This window comes from Parajatrophihabitans canadensis (assembly GCF_053764775.1).
This window is the reverse complement of record NZ_CM132445.1, coordinates 3,265,756-3,283,081: the sequence shown is the minus strand read 5'-3', so window position 1 is coordinate 3,283,081 and position 17,326 is coordinate 3,265,756. Positions and strand designations below refer to the sequence as shown.

Sequence of the window (17,326 nt, the reverse complement as noted above, 5' to 3'; positions counted from 1 at the left end):
TATGAGTTCTTCCCTGAGTGTTGCGCAGCCATCGTCCTCCTCGCGTACCAAGCGCAAGGTGCTTGTCGTCGACGACGAGGAAAACGTAGTACACCTGGTGGCGTCGGCTCTCCGCTTCGACGGCTTCGACGCAGTGACAGCTGACAACGGCTCGAGTGCGCTCGCCGCAGTTGCCGAGCACGCACCGGACCTGGTCGTCCTGGACGTGATGATGCCGGGGCTCGACGGGCACGCCGTATTGCAGCATCTGCGCTCGGCCGGCTCCGCTGTTCCGGTCATCTTTCTGACCGCGCGCGATACCGCGAGTGATCGAGTCAATGGGCTGCGCTCAGGGGCAGATGACTACGTCGTCAAGCCGTTCAGCGTCGAAGAGCTGCTGGCTCGGGTGCACGCGGTGCTTCGACGTACCGCTGCCGACGAGGGCAAGGACGGCGTGCTGAAGGTTGCCGACCTCGAACTCGATGAGAACAGCCATGAGGTGACCCGCGCCGGCGAAGAGGTTCATCTGACCGCGACCGAGTTCGAGTTGCTGCGTTACCTGATGCGCAACGAGCGCGTCGTGCTGTCTAAGGCTCAGATCCTGGACCGGGTGTGGAAGTACGACTTCCAGGGCCAGTCAAACATCGTTGAGCTCTACATCGGTTACTTGCGCAAGAAGATCGACCATGTCGAGCCCAAGCTCATTCACACCGTTCGCGGTGCGGGCTACGTGGTCAAGGCGCCGCGGGTGTGACCCACCCGCCGCCGCGCGAAGTCGGCGAGACGACTGGTCTGATTGAGATTACTCATCGCACGGAACCAGTTGAGAGTTGGACGCCGCCACCACCGGCAGGGCCTACGTATCAAGAACCATCGGCTAGACGCCGCAGGTTTCTACCGAACAGCCTCACCCAGCGACTTGTGGTCGGGGTGGTCACGCTCGTCTTAGCGATCGTCGTCGTGTCCGGGGCGGCCACTTACGCATTGCTGAGGCCCTTCCTCATCCAGCGACTCGATCAACAGTTGAGTTCGATAGCGTTGGAAAACTCCAACCAAATCTTGCAGTGCTTTCAAAGAGGCACCTTTCAAGCGGGAACAGCGGAGGGGTGCACACTCGGGGCCAGCAGCGGCGATCAGGTGCTGCCGGCGTCAGTCGACGAGTGGTTCGTCGCATACAACTCGGACGGTGACGTAGAGCTGCAGCCAAAGCGCAGCCGTGCGACGTCCCTAAAGTTGCTCTCCTTGTCGCAGTCCGATATTCGCCGAGTCCTTGCGAATCCGACGAAATCCCGGACGGTGACCACGACTGACGGATCCCAGCTGAGGGTGACGGCACGCAGCATCTTGCCGCCGGGGCAAGACAGCTACACGATCGTGACCGGGCTGTCCACGAACGAGGTCCGTCATACCCTTCGGCGGCTGCTCCTGATTGAGGTCGCCATCGGCGCCGCGGCGGTCGCGCTCGCCGCCGGTCTGACCGCGTGGGGTGTGCGTGCCGGATTGCGTCCATTGCTTCGGGTGACTCGCACCGCGCAAGAGGTGACCGCCGAACTCGGGCCTGACGGAGCTGGTCTGGACCGGCGAGTTCCGAACGCCGATCCCACCACCGAGGTCGGCCAGGTCGCCTCGTCGGTCAATACTCTGCTCGGCGCCGTCGAAAATGAGTTTGCAGCCCGAGTGCGAAGCGAGGACCGGATGCGGCAGTTTCTCGCCGACGCCTCCCATGAGCTTCGCACGCCGCTGACCTCTATTCGTGGCTACGCCGAACTCTCCCGCCTGAAAGGTCAGTCCACCGACTCATCCGATGACCCGATGCGCCGTATCGAGGTCGAGGGCACCCGGATGTCACGCCTCGTCGAGGACTTGCTCGTGTTGGCACGTGGCGATGACCGGACCAATGAGCTACGTCAAGAGCCGGTGTCGGTCGAAGGTCTGCTAAACGATGCGCTACGCACAGTCGAATCTGCGCATCCAGAAAGGCGGTTTGACCTCGTGAATCCGGGCGAAGCCGTCGTCATCGGCGACCGTGACCAACTGCTGCGCTTGCTGCTGAACTTGCTCAACAACGCGGCCGTCCACACCGACCCAGCCGGGCCGATACGCCTCGAGGGCATCCGAGGCCGCACACCAACCGGGCCTGCTGTCGCCCTCCGGGTCGTCGACGCCGGCCCTGGCCTGCCGCCCAGCGAAGCGGCACACGTTTTCGAGCGCTTCTGGCGGGCAGACAAGGCGCGCAGCCGGGCTAAGGGCGGCAGCGGCCTGGGGATGGCCATCGTGGCCCAGATAGCGGCTGCGCACGGTGGTTCGGTGGACTTCGCATCAAGCGTCGAGGGTGGAACGACCGTCACCGTGACGCTGCCGTTGGCCCCGTCCGGGACAAACACAACAACCGGCGGCGGCCCGGCATGACAAGCAGGTCGCGGACGCCTAGCCCACCCGTTGGACAACCCGGGTAGCAACCGGGCAACACCGGACACGGCAGAATCGTCTGTATGTCGTCACCCACGGCCTCTCCCAAGGGCCCGTCCAACGGTTCGCGCGCGGTCCGCCCGTCTGACTTGAACGAGCACGTCGCAGCTCGTCTCAAGCGCGGTGCTGACGGTCTCGTCGCGGCCGTCGTCCAGCAGTTCGACACCGGCGAGGTCTTGATGGTGGGCTGGATGGACGACGAGGCGCTCCATCGCACGCTGACCACCGGCCGTGCGACGTACTGGTCGAGGTCGCGGCAGGAATACTGGGTCAAAGGTGACACCTCCGGGCACGTTCAGTACGTGAAATCAGTTGCGCTGGACTGCGATGCTGATGCCTTGCTGGTGAAGGTCGACCAAATCGGTCCGGCTTGCCACACTGGCGATCACAGCTGCTTCGACGCTGGCGCCCTGGAAGCAACGGTGCTGGAAGTACCCCGACAAGCGGAACCTCAGTCAGAAGGAGTGCCAACATGACGGTCGCTGGTACCGGCATGCGGCCAAGCATTGACCGAGCGCAGTTGACAGATTTGGCCAAGACCCATCGGCTCGTCCCGGTCACGCGAACCCTGTTTGCCGACTCCGAGACAGCGGTCGGTGTCTACCGGAAGCTCAGTGGTGGTCGCCCCGGCACCTTTCTGCTCGAATCAGCGGAGCCCGGAGCGTCCTTCTCGCGTTGGTCGTTTGTCGGCGTGAACGCGATCGCCACCCTGACGGCAGCCGGCTCCGCTGGCGTCTGGACCGGCGGCATCCCGGACGGTCTACCTACCGCCGGCGATCCATTGGAGTTACTGGCAGCATCCGTGCGAGCGGTCCAAGCTCCGCGATTGCCGGGATTGCCGCCGCTCACCGGGGGTTTTGTCGGATATCTGAGCTACGACGTCGTCAGGCGGATCGAGAAACTACCGGAGATCGCGCCGGACGAGTTGCACCTGCCGGAGCTTGCGATGCTGCTCGTCACCGATCTCGCAGCGGTCGACCATCACAACTGCACGATCACCCTCATTGCCAACGCGCTGGTAAATCCGACCATGTCGGAGGCCGAGCTGGATGTGGCTTACGAAGACACCCAGCTTCGGTTGGACGCGATGGCCCAGGATCTCGCGGCGCCCAGCGATTCGACCGTCGTGCCCTTGGTCTCCGTGCCGCCCAAGCAGGCCGAGTCCCGGACCGCCCCGGGCGATTTCGAGATCGCGGTTGAACGTTGCCTGGAGGCCATTCGGGCCGGCGAGGTGTTTCAAATCTTGCCGGGGCAGCGGTTCATCGCCGAGACCTCAGCGAGCGCGTTCGACGTCTACCGGGCGCTCAGGACGCTCAACCCGTCGCCGTACCTGTACTTCCTGCATTTCGAGGACTTCGACATCGTCGGTTCCAGCCCCGAAGCTCTGGTGACGGTCGCTGACGGAACGGCAACCATCCATCCGCTGGCAGGCACCCGACCGCGCGGCGCCGATGCAGCTGAGGACGCGGAACTGGTTAGCGAGCTGCTGGCCGATCCGAAGGAGCGGGCTGAACACGTCATGCTCGTTGATCTGGCCCGTAATGATCTCGGCAGGGTTTGCGCGCCGGGCACGGTGAAGGTCGTCGAATTCGGCGTGGTCGAACGTTACAGCCACGTCTGGCACATCGTGTCGACGGTCGTGGGCGAGGTGGCGGCCGACAAGGACGCCTTTGACGTCTTCGCGGCTTCGTTCCCGCACGGCACGGTGTCGGGTGCTCCCAAGGTTCGGGCGATGGAGCTGCTCGAAGAAATCGAACCGGTGCGCCGGGGCATCTACGCCGGTGCCGTCGGCTACTTCGACTCTGCCGGCGACATGGACCTGGCGATCGCGATCCGAACGGCGGTGATGACGGGCGGCAAGGCGTTCGTCCAAGCGTCCGCCGGCATCGTGGCCGACTCCATCCCGGCGAACGAGGAGGCTGAGACGCGCAACAAGGCCCGCGCGGTGCTGCAAGCCATCGCCACGGCGGAGACGTTGAGTCCACGGTGAGTGTGTCTGTCCGGCCGAAATCGGACAGTCGCCGCGAACTCATCGGCGCGGTCGTTCTGATCGTGCTGGGTGGCGCGGGTGTCCTGTTCGGCTGCAGCAGAGTCTGGCTGTCGCTGTCAGCAGCCCGGCCTGCTCCGTTCGGTCCGCTAACGGCCGAAGTCAAGGGCCGCACGGAATTCGCGGCACTCGCTGGACTCTCGATCGTCACCCTGCTCTCCGCGGCGCTCATTCTGGTGACGGGAAGGTGGGCGCGCACCGGACTCGGCCTGTTGCTGATGATCGTCGCGCTGGCTTCGGGCTGGTATGCCGTGCGCGGCCTTACGGTGCCGGGCGCGGCCCGGTTGCAGGAACTGCTGGGCGGCGCGGCCAAGGTCGACCGGCAGCCAATTTCGGCGCACACCCACCCCTTCTGGCCGGTCACGTCGGTTGTCAGCGCTGTTCTGTCGTTTATCGGTGGCCTTGCCGTGCTGTTGCGCTGCTCGAAGTGGTCATCCGGCCTTGCTACCCGGTACGAAGCCCCGGCAGAAGCGGCCAAATCGGACGATCCGTGGCGCCTCCTGGACCGCGGTGAAGATCCGACAATCATCGATCGCTAGCATCGGCTGCGACGACTGATCGATCCAGCGCCGAAGAGGGTCGGTAACTGGAGTCCGCCTCGACCGAGGGAGCATCGTGTCCAACGTCCTCGACGACATCATTGTCGGCGTACGCGAGGACCTCGCCGCGCGTGAAGCGTTGGTCAGCCTGGACGAGGTCAAGGCTGCGGCGCAGGCCGCGCCGCCAGCCTTGGACGCTTTCGCGGCCCTGCGTGCCCCTGGGGTCGCGGTGATTGCCGAGGTCAAGCGACGCAGCCCGTCCAAGGGCGCGCTGGCCGAGATTTCTGATCCCGCAGGCTTGGCGTCAGAGTACGAAATCGGTGGCGCCCGGGTGATCAGCGTGCTCACCGAGCGGCGTCGCTTCGGCGGGTCGCTCGGCGACCTCGATTCTGTTCGAGCCTGCGTGGCCATCCCGGTACTGCGTAAAGACTTCGTGATCAGCTCGTACCAAGTGCATGAAGCTCGCGCTCACGGCGCCGACCTGGTCTTGCTGATCGTGGCTGCCCTGGAACAAAACGCACTCATCGGACTTCGCGAACGGATCGAATCGCTGGGTATGACCGCACTCGTCGAGGTACACGACGAGGAGGAGGCCTCCAGGGCCCTCGATGCCGGTGCTCGAGTCATCGGCGTGAACGCCCGCAGTCTCAAGACCCTCGAGGTCGACCGGTCGATCTTCGAGCGAATCGCTCCGGGAATGCCGAGCGGAGTGGTCAAGATAGCCGAATCCGGCGTGCGAGACGCCCACGACCTGCTCACTTACGCCTCGGCGGGCGCTGACGCCGTACTGGTCGGCGAGGGCCTGGTGACCTCAGGTAATCCGCGTCAGGCGGTAGCTGACCTGGTGACAGCCGGTTCTCATCCCGCGACGCCTCGGACCTCCCGATGAAGGCGCGAGCAATGGTGTCGACTCTGCGCCCGCTCTCCGCGACCCTGATCGGCTCGGCGACCCTGCAGGATCCGGCTGTATCAAGCGGGCGATGGCGACGCTGACGGTTTCGTCCGCGCCCTGCCCCACCCCAGCAAAGCCTTCCGTTCAGGAGTATTGCCATGACCATCAGTTCGTCCCCTTCGCCGTCTGACTCTGTCGCCCACTCAATGTCAGAAACCGCTGTTCCCGACCGCACTGGCCACTTCGGGCCGTATGGCGGCCGGTTTGTCCCTGAGGCGCTGGTTGCCGCCCTCGACGAGATCGACGTCGAATTCGCGCGAGCCCAGGCTGATCCGGTGTTTCGCGGCGAGCTGACGCGGCTCTTGCGCGACTACGGCGGCCGCCCATCACCGCTGTCTGACGCCGAGCGATTCTCCGCGCATGCCGGTGGCGCTCGGGTGCTGCTCAAGCGCGAGGATTTGAACCACACCGGCTCGCACAAGATCAACAACGTTCTCGGCCAAGCTTTGCTGACGAGGCGGCTCGGCAAGACCAGGGTCATCGCCGAGACCGGAGCAGGCCAGCACGGGGTGGCGACCGCGACAGCGGCTGCTCTCTTTGGGCTGGAATGCACCGTATATATGGGCGAAGAGGACACCAGGCGCCAAGCTTTGAATGTCGCCCGGATGAAGCTGCTCGGGGCCGAGGTCGTCCCGGTTTCAACTGGTTCGCGAACGCTGAAGGACGCGATAAACGAGGCATTCCGGGATTGGGTCGCCAATGTCGACAACACGCACTACTTGTTCGGCACGGCGGCAGGACCGCACCCCATACCGCTGATGGTGCGCGAGTTCCATCGGGTCATCGGTCAGGAGTCGCGGGCCCAAGTCCTCGAACGGGTCGGTCGGCTGCCTGATGTCGTTGCCGCCTGCGTCGGGGGAGGCTCGAACGCGATCGGGATCTTCTATGACTTCATTCCCGATGCCGGCGTCCGACTAGTTGGTCTTGAAGCTGCCGGTGACGGCGTCGAGACCGGCAGGCACGCGGCGACGATCACCGGTGGCTCACCTGGGGTGCTGCACGGCGCCCGTTCTTATCTGCTTCAGGACGCGAATGGCCAGACCATCGAGTCTCATTCGATCTCTGCGGGTCTGGACTACCCCGGGGTCGGACCGGAGCACGCCTGGTTGCACGACACCGGACGGGCCGAATACCGCCCGGTGACCGACAAGGCAGCAATGGATGCGTTTTCGCTGCTTTGCAAGACAGAAGGCATAATCCCGGCGATCGAGAGCGCGCACGCTCTGGCCGGTGCCCTCGACCTTGGCAACGAACTCGGCTCCGATGCGGTGATCCTGGTGAATCTGTCCGGCCGCGGCGACAAGGATGTCGAAACGGCATCGAGATACTTTGGCCTGACGTCGGAACTCACTGGGCAAGAACTCATCCCCGGCGATCCGGCATGAGCGCCCTGGCGCAAGTCCTCGCCGACGCCCGCGCGGACAATCGGGCTGCGCTGATCGGCTACCTCCCCGTTGGCTATCCGGACGTCGCGCGCTCGATCGAGGCGATGGTGTCTATGGTCGCCGGCGGCGCGGACATCATCGAGGTCGGAGTGCCGTACTCCGATCCGGGCATGGACGGCCCCACCATTCAGGCAGCCGTCGATCCGGCGGCTCGGGCGGGCGTCAACCTGCAAGACGTGTTTGCTGCTGTGTCGGCGGTTCACGAGGCCGGCGCGGTAGCCGTTGTGATGTCGTACTGGAACCCCATTGAGAAGTATGGGGTTTCGCGGTTTGCGGCTGACCTTGCGGCGGCTGGAGGTGCTGGTGCCATCACGCCTGACCTGATCCCGGAGGAGGCGGGGGAGTGGACAGCCGCCAGCGATAAGCACGATCTCGATAGGGTCTTCCTCGTCGCTCCGTCCTCGACGGACGCCCGGGTGGTATCGACTGCAGCAGCTTCGCGAGGGTTCGTCTATGCAGCGTCCACGATGGGCGTGACTGGAGTGCGGGCGGCAGTCAGCCGTACGGCGACGGATCTGGTCTCCCGGGTTCGCACCCTGGCGCCAGACATCGCGGTGTGTGTCGGACTGGGCGTGTCGAATGCCGATCAGGCGGCCGAGGTTGCCGCCTTCGCCGATGGCGTGATCGTCGGATCGGCCTTCGTGCGGTGCCTGCTCGATTCGCCTGATGCGGCAGGGGTAAAGGCGGCGGGTGTGCTCGCCCAGGAGCTTGCCGCCGGGGTACGGCGCCCCTGATTCAGCTGCTACGCACTGTGACAGCTACGCATTGTGACGGCTACGCAGTGAACAAATACGCATTGTGAACAGCTACGCATCGCGAACTCTTCGGGCCCTGACTTCGATCTCTCGGTTTACGTACGCATCGGCGTCGCTGGCCAGCGACTGCCAAAGTTCGGCCGCGCCGGGCGTCGAAACCACGAACAACTGATCGTCCTCGATTGCCTTCGCGATCTGCTCGCCGGCTTCCTCCGCCGGTATTGTCGGCAGGTCTGGTGAGCTGATGTCGCGGTGGTCGCCGAAGAAACGCATTCCTTCGCCGATGTTGGTTTGCACGCCGGCCGGACAGTAGACGGTCACGCCCACTCCGCGCGGTTTGGCAAACAATGCGAGGTTTTCCGACAGATTGATGATTGCGGCCTTCGTGGAGGCGTAGGGCAGTCGGTCGAACGCATAAGGGATCAGCCCGGCTGTCGAAGCTGTGTTCACGATGTGGCCGGAGCCTCGTTCGAGCATCATCGGTACGAAGATATGCATGCTGCGAACCACGCTCAAATAGTTCACGGTCACCGTTCGCTCCCACTCCTGCAACGGAATGTCGGTGGGAAGTCCCAAGGCCAGCAGGCCGACGTTGTTCATCACGATGTCGACTCGCCCGAACGCCGCCACACCCTGCTCACGCAGATTCGTCAGGTCATCGATGTCGGAAACGTCGCAGCGAATCGCCAGGCTGCGCCTGCCAGCCGCCTCGATTTCGAACGCCACCTCGGCCATTCGCTCCTCGTTGAGATCGGCGATGACGACATCGACTCCGCGGCGTGCCAGTGAGAGTGCGGTGGCGCGACCGATGCCACTGGCCGCGCCGGTGATCACGGCGACCCGATTCGACAGCTCCTTCATCGGAGGTCCTTCCCTTCAAAGACGCCGCACTGACATTCGAAATGCCGCGATGAGATTCTGGGCGAGCCGGACGTTACGCGATCATGCTCCGCACGACGGGCAAGCCAAGAGGTGGCCGGTGGCTTGCCCGTCGTGCGGTGCCCAACGGGCGGCCATCTACGGTTAACGGGTGCAGAGACTTGAAGCGGCCATCCCCAGCCCGACAGTCAGCGTCATCCGCCTCGGTCCGCTCCCGATCCACATCTACGCGCTCTGCATAGTCGCTGGCATCTTGCTCGCGATATGGCTGACAAACCGCCGCTGGCGTGCACGCGGAGGTGGCGAGCACGATGTCGGTGATGTTGCGGGCTGGGCCGTCATCTTCGGCATCCTCGGCGGCCGGATCTATCACGTCATCACCGACCCGGAGCTCTACTTCGAAAAGGGCCGGCACCCACTTGATGCTTTCAAGATCTGGGACGGTGGTCTGGGCATCTGGGGCGCGATCGCGCTGGGTGGCGTGGGCGCCTATATAGGTTGTCGCCGGCACAATTTGAGCTTCGTCGCGTTCGCAGACGCCGCGGCGCCCGGGGTTATCTTTGCCCAAGCGCTAGGCAGGCTGGGGAACTGGTTCAACAATGAGCTCTACGGCAGGGCAACGACGCTGCCCTGGAGGCTCGCGATCCACGACATGGACGTCGCTAACGGGCGCCCGCAACCTTGCACGTTCGGCGATATCGGGAAATCGATCTGCGGCTACTATCAGCCGACTTTTCTCTATGAATTGATATGGAACGTCGTGGTCGGGGTGCTGCTGCTTTGGGCCGATCGACGATTCCGGCTCGCCCGCGGGCAGGTTTTTGCGCTTTACGTGATGGGTTACACCGCGGGGCGGTACGTGATCGAATCGCTGCGTTCGGACCACGCCAACCACATTCTTGGCATGCGGGTGAACAACTGGGTGGCCATTCTGGTCTTCCTCGGCGGACTGGTGATCTTCATTCGGCAGCGGGGCAAGGAGCGAAGTACGGCTCGAAAGGGGCCGCCGGCAGCTGCCGGCGGCGGCGCGCTGGCCGCGGAGACCTCGCCTGCCACAAAGTCTTCGCTGGCCGCAGAGTCGGACTTAGGCGGTCCTGACTCGAACCTGCCCGCCGCGCCGGACCTAGCATCGGAGCATGCAGTTGACCCCGAGTCCGGGAAGCCGAGCGGCGAGCCCGCGCCAGTCGGAGAGGCCGGTAACGATGCCAGCGGATCTGCATCACCCGATCGGTGATGCCGAACACGAGATCGGTCACGAACATCGGGATGTTTCGGGCGGCTGGCTCCGTCCGACCGTCTTCGGCATGGTGGATGGGCTGGTCTCGAACTTCGCGATCGTGGCATTGATTGCTGCTGCCTCCGACACGGCGCGTCCAGTCATACTGGCCGGCGTTGCCGGGCTGGTCGGCGGTGCGATATCGATGGGCAGCGGCGAATATATATCCGTCCGCAGCCAGAACGAGTCGATGCAGGCGGAGGTCGATGTCGAGCGCCGAGAGCTCGTGCACAACACCGACGCCGAACTGGCCGAGCTGACCCAGATCTACATCGATCGTGGTGTCGATCCAGAGCTCGCGCAACTCGTGGCCGAACAGCTGTCCCAAGATCCCCAGCAAGCGCTGGAGATTCACGCCCAGGAGGAGCTCGGCGTCGATATCTATGACCTCCCGGATCCGCGGGTCGCTGCGATTTCGTCATTCGTCGCCTTTTCGATCGGCGCCTTCATCCCCCTGGCGCCGTTCTTCTTCGCCGCGAAGGTGCTTCCGATCGCGGCGGTTCTCGCCTTGGTCGGCCTGTTCGTGACCGGGGCGATCACCTCTCGATTCACGACCCGGTCGTGGTGGTATGCCGGCAGCCGGCAACTATTGATCGGGCTGGTCTCCGGCGCGGTTACGTACGGCATCGGCAGCCTGTTCGGTACTACCGGCGGCTAAGGCGCGGTTCCGGGCTCGGGCGACGGTGAGGCCGACCATCCACGACACGATCATGGCGACGTAGGCGAGTCCGGCCAGTTGCTCGATCATGACGAAGCTGCGGGCGTGCGGTTGTACGGGCAACACGTCGCTGAGTCCCGTCGATGAGAGCGTGGTGAAGCTGAGAAAGAGCAGCTCCATCCAGGTGCGATCTCCTGCCGGATTGGTAGCGATGAACGAGCCGGGCCAGACGATCTGGGTCACCATGAACAGGTGCGCGAACGCCCACGCGAGCAGCGTGAAGGTCGCACCGACGGCGTAGAGCTCGTCGCGCGTGATGGTGAAGTCCGCAAGCATGTAGGTGATGAGGCTGCCCGCGGCATAGAAGTAGAAGACCGCTTCGAATCCCGAGCCCCAGCCGATCCAGATGCGGCTGTCATCGATGACCTGCAGAACGGCGAAAATCGCTGCCGGCACCCCGAGCAAGACTGATACCCACACTGTCCAGGCGGTCGTTTCCACAGCCCAGATCGCCAGCGCGAGCACGACCAGACCGAACATCGACACTGCTGACGAGCCCGCCCGAGAATCGCCGAAGAACGGATAGATCAATACGCCGAGCAACTGGACTGCGAGCAGGACGGCTGACGGCTGGCCTCGCAACCGGTCGAGCAGCGTTTCCGACGGCCGGCTGCCGGCCAGGCGCGAGCTCGCCGTCATGCGTTGTCGATGAGGTCGCGAATCGCAACACCGGTCGTGTCGGAGGGCAGCTCGGCCGCCAGCTGCCGCGCCGACACCCCCTTGTCATTCGAGATCGACGGGTCGGCGCCGGCTGCCAGCAGAGCCTTGACCGATGGCAGATCGTTGTTGGAAACCGCAGCATGCAGGGGTGTCCAGCCACCGCGCTGCTGGGCATCGATCGGCGCATCAGAGGCGATGAGCAGCCAGACGAGTTCGGAATGACGCCCCGCAGTCGCGGCGTGCAAGGGCTGTAGGTGTTGCGGGTTTCGCGACGGCTCGTCAGCTACTGCATCGGAGTCCAACAGCACCCTCGCCGCTTCCGCCCGGCCGAAATATGAAGCCAGGTGTAACGGTTGCCAGCCGTCGGCTGACCAGGAGTCCACCACCGTTGCGTCTGCCGTGATCAGCTCCGCCAGCCGATCGGTGTCGTCGAACGCGGCAGCCTCGAAGGCGCTCAGTGAACCGGTCCGCGCAGCTAATTCGTCAGCGAGTGGTGCATGGCCGTGGTAGAGGGCAGTGAGAGCCGCCGAAGCGCCCTCCGGGCTTGCAACGCTCAAAAGCTCTGGGGTTTCGTCCAGTAGCCGGCGCACCTCGGCCAGATCTCCCTCTCGGATGGCAGCGAAGAAGGCCTTGCTGTCGAGGTCAGAGACATTCAGATCAGGCACACCGTCAGTGGACTCGCCGTTGGACATGCCAACACTCTGCCATTTTCTGGGCGTTCACGGGTCACGCGAGATGGCTCACAGATAACCCGTTCGCCCCCGCTGGACCTGCCCAGGTAATCTTGAAAAAAAGCACCATGTTTCGGGCCGACGCTGTCCCGCTTGATTCAGCCGAGGGCCCGGAAAGTCGAGCCCTCACGAGCGAGGGAGCACGCGTGCAATTCTCCGCAGTGCCCGCAGCGCAGGGTCTTTACGATCCGCGCAATGAAGTCGACTCCTGTGGCGTCGCGTTTCTTGCCGACCTCAAGGGTCGGCCGCGTCATTCGTTGGTCAAAGACGCGCTCGTCGCGCTGCACAACATGGATCATCGCGGTGCCGCAGGCGCTGAACCGTCCAGCGGCGACGGCGCCGGCTTGACGGTGGGTATCCCCGACGAATTCCTGCGCGCGGTGTGGGCTGAGAACCCGGAGACCGCCGGCGTTGAGCTGCCGAGCTTGGGCTCCTACATCACCGGAATTGCGTTTCTGCCGACGGACTCCGCGCAGCGCGCCCGCGTCAAAGAGGTCGTCACCGACACCGCCAAGGACGAGGGCCTGGAGTTGCTGGCCTGGCGCGAGGTTCCGACCGTCTCCGACGATTTGGGCCCCACTGCCCTGAGCGTGATGCCGGTGTTCGAACAGCCGGTGTTCAGCGCGCCCGATGGGGTGAGCGGCCTGGCGCTGGAACGCCGGGCATTCGCGCTGCGTAAGGTCGCCGAACGCCTCGTCGGGGAATCGGGCGATGAGCTCTACTTCCCGTCGCTCTCCTCGCGAACAATGGTCTACAAGGGCATGCTCACGACTGCGCAGCTTGCGACCTTCTATCCAGACCTGTCCGATGAACGATTCACCACGGCGATCGCGTTGGTACACAGCAGGTTCTCGACCAACACATTCCCGTCGTGGCCGCTGGCGCAACCCTTCCGGATGATCGCCCACAACGGTGAGATCAACACAGTTGGTGGAAACCGCAACTGGATGCGCACCCGACAGGCCATGTTGGCCTCGGACGTGCTCACCGGACCGGATGGCTCGGCCGAGATCAGCCGACTCTTCCCGATCTGCACACCGGGGGCCTCGGATTCCGCATCCTTCGACGAGGTACTGGAACTGCTCCATCTTGCCGGGCGGAGTCTGCCGCATGCGGTGTTGATGATGATCCCCGAAGCGTGGGAGAACGCCGCCGAACTCAGCCAGCGAACTGGGCAGGGCATGGACCAGGCGCGACGCGATTTCTACGCATTTCACGCAGCCCTGATGGAGCCCTGGGATGGCCCTGCCTGCGTGACGTTCACCGATGGCACGGTGATCGGGGCGGTTCTGGACCGCAACGGTCTGCGCCCGGGTCGTTGGTGGCAGACCTCCGACGATCTGGTGATCCTGGCCAGCGAGGCCGGTGTGATCGACATCGACCCGGCCACCGTTATCGCTAAAGGTCGTCTGCAGCCGGGACGGATGTTCCTGGTCGACACCGCGGCCGGTCAGATTCGTGATGACGACGAGATCAAATCCGGCTTGGCGGCCGAGCAGCCGTACGGCGAGTGGCTGCACGCCGGTCTGCTGCATCTGAACAAGCTTCCGAGTCGCGAACACGTCGTACACACACACGAGTCAGTACTGCGGCGGCAACAGTTGTTCGGCTACACCGAGGAGGAATTGCGCATCATCCTCAAGCCGATGGCAACGGCAGCCGGTGAGCCGCTCGGGTCGATGGGCACTGATACCCCACTGGCCCTGCTTTCCAAGCGTCCGCGGCTGCTCTTCGACTACTTCTCCGAGCTGTTCGCCCAAGTCACCAACCCCCCACTCGACGCCATTCGCGAAGAGCTCGTGACCTCGTTATCGGGATCTATCGGGCCCGAATACAACCTGCTTGATCCAACGGCGGCGTCCTGTCGCCAGATCGTCCTGCCGGCGCCGGTGCTCGACAACGATGACCTGGCCAAGATCTGGCACGTCAACGCTGACGGCGACCTCCCTGGCTTCCAGTGCGCGCTCATCGACGGCCGCTACCGGGTGCACGGCGGCGGCCCGGCGCTGACGGCAGCCCTGCAGCGCGTGCGCGAGGAATGCTCTACCGCGATAGATGCCGGCGCGCGGATTCTCATCCTCTCCGATCGTGACTGCGATGCCGACCATGCGCCGATCCCGTCGTTGCTGCTCACCTCTGCGGTGCACCACCACCTCGTTCGGACCGGTCAACGGACGAAAGTAGGTCTCGTGGTAGAGACCGGCGAGGCTCGCGAGGTGCACCACATCGCGTTGCTGATCGGCTACGGCGCGGCCGCGGTCAATCCGTACCTCGCATTCGAGACCATCGAAGACATGGTTGTTTCCGGCATCATCGAAGGAGGTGTGACCGGAGCCAACGGCGCGAAGGCGGACCCGAAGCCGGCATTGACCAAGTACATCAAGGGTCTTTCCAAGGGCGTCCTGAAGGTCATGTCAAAGATGGGCATCTCCACGGTCGCCTCGTACACCGGTGCGCAGGTCTTCCAGTCCTTCGGATTGTCAGACGAGGTCATCGACGAGTACTTCACCGGTACGGTCCACAAGTTGGGTGGTATCAGCCTCGAAGTCATCGCCACCGAGGTAGCTGCTCGGCACGCTCAGGCCTTCCCGGCGACGCCGACCGCGCGTGCGCACCGCAAGCTCGAGATCGGCGGTGAGTACACCTGGCGGCGTGAGGGCGAGATCCACCTGTTCAACCCGGACACCGTGTTCAAGTTGCAGCACGCGACTAGGCAACGTCGTTACGACACGTTCGGTGAGTACACCGCTGAGGTCGATCGGCTCAGTCGCGAGGGTGCGACGCTGAGGGGCCTGTTCGAGCTCAAGATCGGTCGGCGCGCGCCGGTTCCGATCGACGAGGTCGAACCCGTCTCCGAGATCGTCAAGCGATTCGCGACCGGTGCGATGTCCTACGGCTCCATCTCCGCCGAGGCGCATGAAACCCTCGCGATCGCCATGAACCGGCTCGGCGCTCGTTCGAACTCAGGGGAAGGCGGCGAAGACGCCACGCGCTTCACTCCCGACGAGAACGGCGACCTTCGCCGGTCGGCAGTGAAGCAGGTCGCATCGGGCCGTTTTGGTGTCACCTCGCACTACCTGGTCAACGCCGACGATCTTCAGATCAAGGTCGCGCAGGGCGCCAAGCCCGGTGAGGGCGGTCAACTGCCCGGGTACAAGGTGTACCCATGGATCGCCCGCACCAGGCATTCGACTCCGGGTGTCGGTCTCATCTCGCCGCCCCCACATCACGACATCTACTCGATCGAGGACTTGGCTCAGCTGATTCACGATCTGAAGAATGCGAACTCGGCGGCTCGTATTCACGTAAAGCTGGTGGCAGAAAACGGCGTCGGAACGGTCGCGGCGGGCGTGTCCAAAGCGCATGCCGACGTAGTTCTCATCTCCGGCCACGACGGCGGCACCGGCGCCGCGCCGCTCACCTCGCTCAAACACGCGGGCATGCCATGGGAGTTGGGCCTGGCCGAGACACAGCAGACGCTGATTCTCAACGGTCTGCGTGATCGGATCACGGTTCAGGTTGACGGTGCTATGAAGACGGGACGCGATGTCGTCATCGCCGCGTTGCTTGGGGCCGAGGAATACGGGTTTGCCACCGCGCCGCTGGTCGTTTCGGGCTGCGTCATGATGCGGGTGTGCCACCTGGACACCTGCCCGGTCGGCGTCGCGACCCAGAATCCCGTGTTGCGGTCTCGGTTTACGGGTAAACCGGAATTCGTTGTGACCTTCTTCGAATACATCGCCGAGCAGGTCCGGGAGATCCTCGCTTCGCTCGGATTCCGGACGCTTCAGGAGGCAATCGGTCACGCCGAGTTCCTGGACACGGCGGCTGCAATCGACCATTGGAAGGCAGACGGCCTCGACCTGACCCCCATTCTCACGATGCCTGACCCGCCACCGGGCACGGCTCTGACCAAGCGGGTCGAGCAGGACCACGGCCTGGATGCCGCACTGGACAACACCCTCATCCAGCTGTGCGAAGGCGCGTTACTAGACGGGACACCAGTCGCCCTGGAATTGCCTGTGCGCAACGTGAACCGCACGGTGGGCACCATGCTCGGGTCACTGGTCACGCGTCGCTACGGGGCCACCGGACTGCCGCCAGGGACGATCGACATAACGCTGCGGGGTTCGGCTGGCCAATCCCTCGGCGCGTTTCTGCCCTCGGGTGTGCAGATCAGGTTGTTCGGCGATGCCAACGACTATGTCGGCAAAGGCCTGTCCGGTGGCACGATCTCAGTTCGTCCACACGAGCAGGCGACCTTCGTGGCCGAGAACAACGTCATAGCCGGCAACGTCATCGCCTACGGTGCGACATCAGGTGAGCTCTACCTGCGAGGCATCGTCGGGGAGCGCTTCTGCGTCCGCAACTCTGGTGCCACCGCAGTCACTGAAGGCGCGGGCGACCATGCGCTGGAGTACATGACGGGCGGTATCGCGGTCATCCTGGGCCGCACAGGTCGTAATTTGGGTGCTGGGATGTCGGGCGGCATCGCCTTTGTGCTCGATCTGAATACCGACCTGGTCAATGGCGAGCTGGTTGAGATCGAGGAGGTATCGGCAGATCAAGTCGATACTCTGCACACCATTCTCGCGCGGCACTCCGAACTCACCTCATCAACGATCGCTGCGGCGTTGCTCGCTGACTTCGACCAGGCTGTGGGTCGGTTCTCGGTGATCATGCCGCGGGACTACAAGCGGGTCATCGAGGCAACGAAGAGCGCAATGGCAGAGGGGCGCGACGTCGACGAAGCCGTGATGGCGGCAGCACAGCGCTGACGCGTCCGGTCGCATGGAGCGGCTGGACAAATGTGCCACCTGCACCGACGGCGTGCGTTGATTGATGTGATTGCCTGCACCGAACGGATGGCCCGGCC

14 protein-coding genes are annotated in these 17,326 nt (G+C 64.1%); 11 read left to right on the top strand and 3 right to left on the bottom strand.

Features of this window, described 5'->3' with window-relative positions; genetic code table 11:
* Window position 1: 1 nt before the first annotated feature.
* The 8 genes from ACSMXN_RS15910 to trpA all read left to right on the top strand — a co-directional run bounded on the left by ACSMXN_RS15910 (window position 2) and on the right by trpA (window position 8,165).
* A complete protein-coding gene (locus ACSMXN_RS15910) occupies window positions 2-733 on the top strand; it encodes a response regulator transcription factor (RefSeq protein ID WP_022912802.1) in 732 nt (243 codons plus the stop codon).
* On the top strand, window positions 730-2,388 hold the full coding sequence (locus tag ACSMXN_RS15905) for a sensor histidine kinase (protein WP_081649047.1): 1,659 nt from the start codon (window positions 730-732) through the stop codon (window positions 2,386-2,388). The genes ACSMXN_RS15910 and ACSMXN_RS15905 overlap by 4 nt, the downstream gene beginning before the upstream one ends.
* A gap of 83 nt (window positions 2,389-2,471) precedes the next feature.
* Window positions 2,472-2,924: a phosphoribosyl-AMP cyclohydrolase gene (hisI, locus tag ACSMXN_RS15900; protein WP_022912804.1), complete on the top strand. Its 453-nt coding sequence runs from the start codon at window positions 2,472-2,474 to the stop codon at window positions 2,922-2,924.
* Window positions 2,921-4,438, top strand: coding sequence for an anthranilate synthase component I (locus ACSMXN_RS15895; protein WP_022912805.1), 1,518 nt, complete (start codon window positions 2,921-2,923; stop codon window positions 4,436-4,438). The genes hisI and ACSMXN_RS15895 overlap by 4 nt, the downstream gene beginning before the upstream one ends.
* Complete coding sequence (locus tag ACSMXN_RS15890; protein WP_022912806.1) at window positions 4,435-5,034, top strand: Trp biosynthesis-associated membrane protein; 600 nt, start codon at window positions 4,435-4,437, stop codon at window positions 5,032-5,034. The genes ACSMXN_RS15895 and ACSMXN_RS15890 overlap by 4 nt, the downstream gene beginning before the upstream one ends.
* Before the next feature lie 76 nt (window positions 5,035-5,110).
* The gene (gene trpC, locus ACSMXN_RS15885; protein ID WP_022912807.1) at window positions 5,111-5,923 is read left to right on the top strand and encodes an indole-3-glycerol phosphate synthase TrpC; all 813 of its coding nucleotides are present in this window, start codon (window positions 5,111-5,113) and stop codon (window positions 5,921-5,923) included.
* Between the two features lie 209 nt (window positions 5,924-6,132).
* Window positions 6,133-7,371, top strand: coding sequence for a tryptophan synthase subunit beta (gene trpB, locus ACSMXN_RS15880; protein WP_022912808.1), 1,239 nt, complete (start codon window positions 6,133-6,135; stop codon window positions 7,369-7,371).
* Window positions 7,368-8,165, top strand: a complete 798-nt coding sequence (trpA, locus tag ACSMXN_RS15875; RefSeq protein WP_022912809.1) for a tryptophan synthase subunit alpha — start codon at window positions 7,368-7,370, stop codon at window positions 8,163-8,165. Before trpB ends, trpA begins: the two co-directional genes overlap by 4 nt.
* A 72-nt stretch (window positions 8,166-8,237) precedes the next feature.
* Here the strand turns inward: trpA and ACSMXN_RS15870 are convergent, their stop codons facing one another.
* A complete protein-coding gene (locus ACSMXN_RS15870) occupies window positions 8,238-9,047 on the bottom strand; it encodes an SDR family oxidoreductase (RefSeq protein ID WP_022912810.1) in 810 nt (269 codons plus the stop codon).
* Between the two features lie 169 nt (window positions 9,048-9,216).
* On the opposite strand from ACSMXN_RS15870, the gene lgt reads away from it, so the two are divergent.
* Together lgt and ACSMXN_RS15860 are read left to right on the top strand one after the other, a co-directional pair.
* Window positions 9,217-10,299, top strand: coding sequence for a prolipoprotein diacylglyceryl transferase (lgt, locus tag ACSMXN_RS15865; RefSeq protein ID WP_022912811.1), 1,083 nt, complete (start codon window positions 9,217-9,219; stop codon window positions 10,297-10,299).
* Window positions 10,268-10,999 carry a VIT1/CCC1 transporter family protein gene (locus tag ACSMXN_RS15860; protein ID WP_022912812.1) on the top strand — a complete coding sequence of 244 codons (732 nt, stop codon included), beginning with the start codon at window positions 10,268-10,270 and terminating at the stop codon, window positions 10,997-10,999. The genes lgt and ACSMXN_RS15860 overlap by 32 nt, the downstream gene beginning before the upstream one ends.
* On the opposite strand, the gene ACSMXN_RS15855 is transcribed toward ACSMXN_RS15860, so the two are convergent.
* Both ACSMXN_RS15855 and ACSMXN_RS15850 read right to left on the bottom strand, forming a co-directional pair.
* Window positions 10,928-11,698 carry an ion channel gene (locus ACSMXN_RS15855; RefSeq protein ID WP_022912813.1) on the bottom strand — a complete coding sequence of 257 codons (771 nt, stop codon included), beginning with the start codon at window positions 11,696-11,698 and terminating at the stop codon, window positions 10,928-10,930. The genes ACSMXN_RS15860 and ACSMXN_RS15855 overlap by 72 nt on opposite strands.
* On the bottom strand, window positions 11,695-12,411 hold the full coding sequence (locus ACSMXN_RS15850) for an ankyrin repeat domain-containing protein (RefSeq protein ID WP_022912814.1): 717 nt from the start codon (window positions 12,409-12,411) through the stop codon (window positions 11,695-11,697). The genes ACSMXN_RS15855 and ACSMXN_RS15850 overlap by 4 nt, the downstream gene beginning before the upstream one ends.
* A 185-nt stretch (window positions 12,412-12,596) precedes the next feature.
* On the opposite strand from ACSMXN_RS15850, the gene gltB reads away from it, so the two are divergent.
* Window positions 12,597-17,228 carry a glutamate synthase large subunit gene (gltB, locus tag ACSMXN_RS15845; RefSeq protein WP_027139327.1) on the top strand — a complete coding sequence of 1,544 codons (4,632 nt, stop codon included), beginning with the start codon at window positions 12,597-12,599 and terminating at the stop codon, window positions 17,226-17,228.
* The last annotated feature ends 98 nt before the right edge of the window (window positions 17,229-17,326 follow it).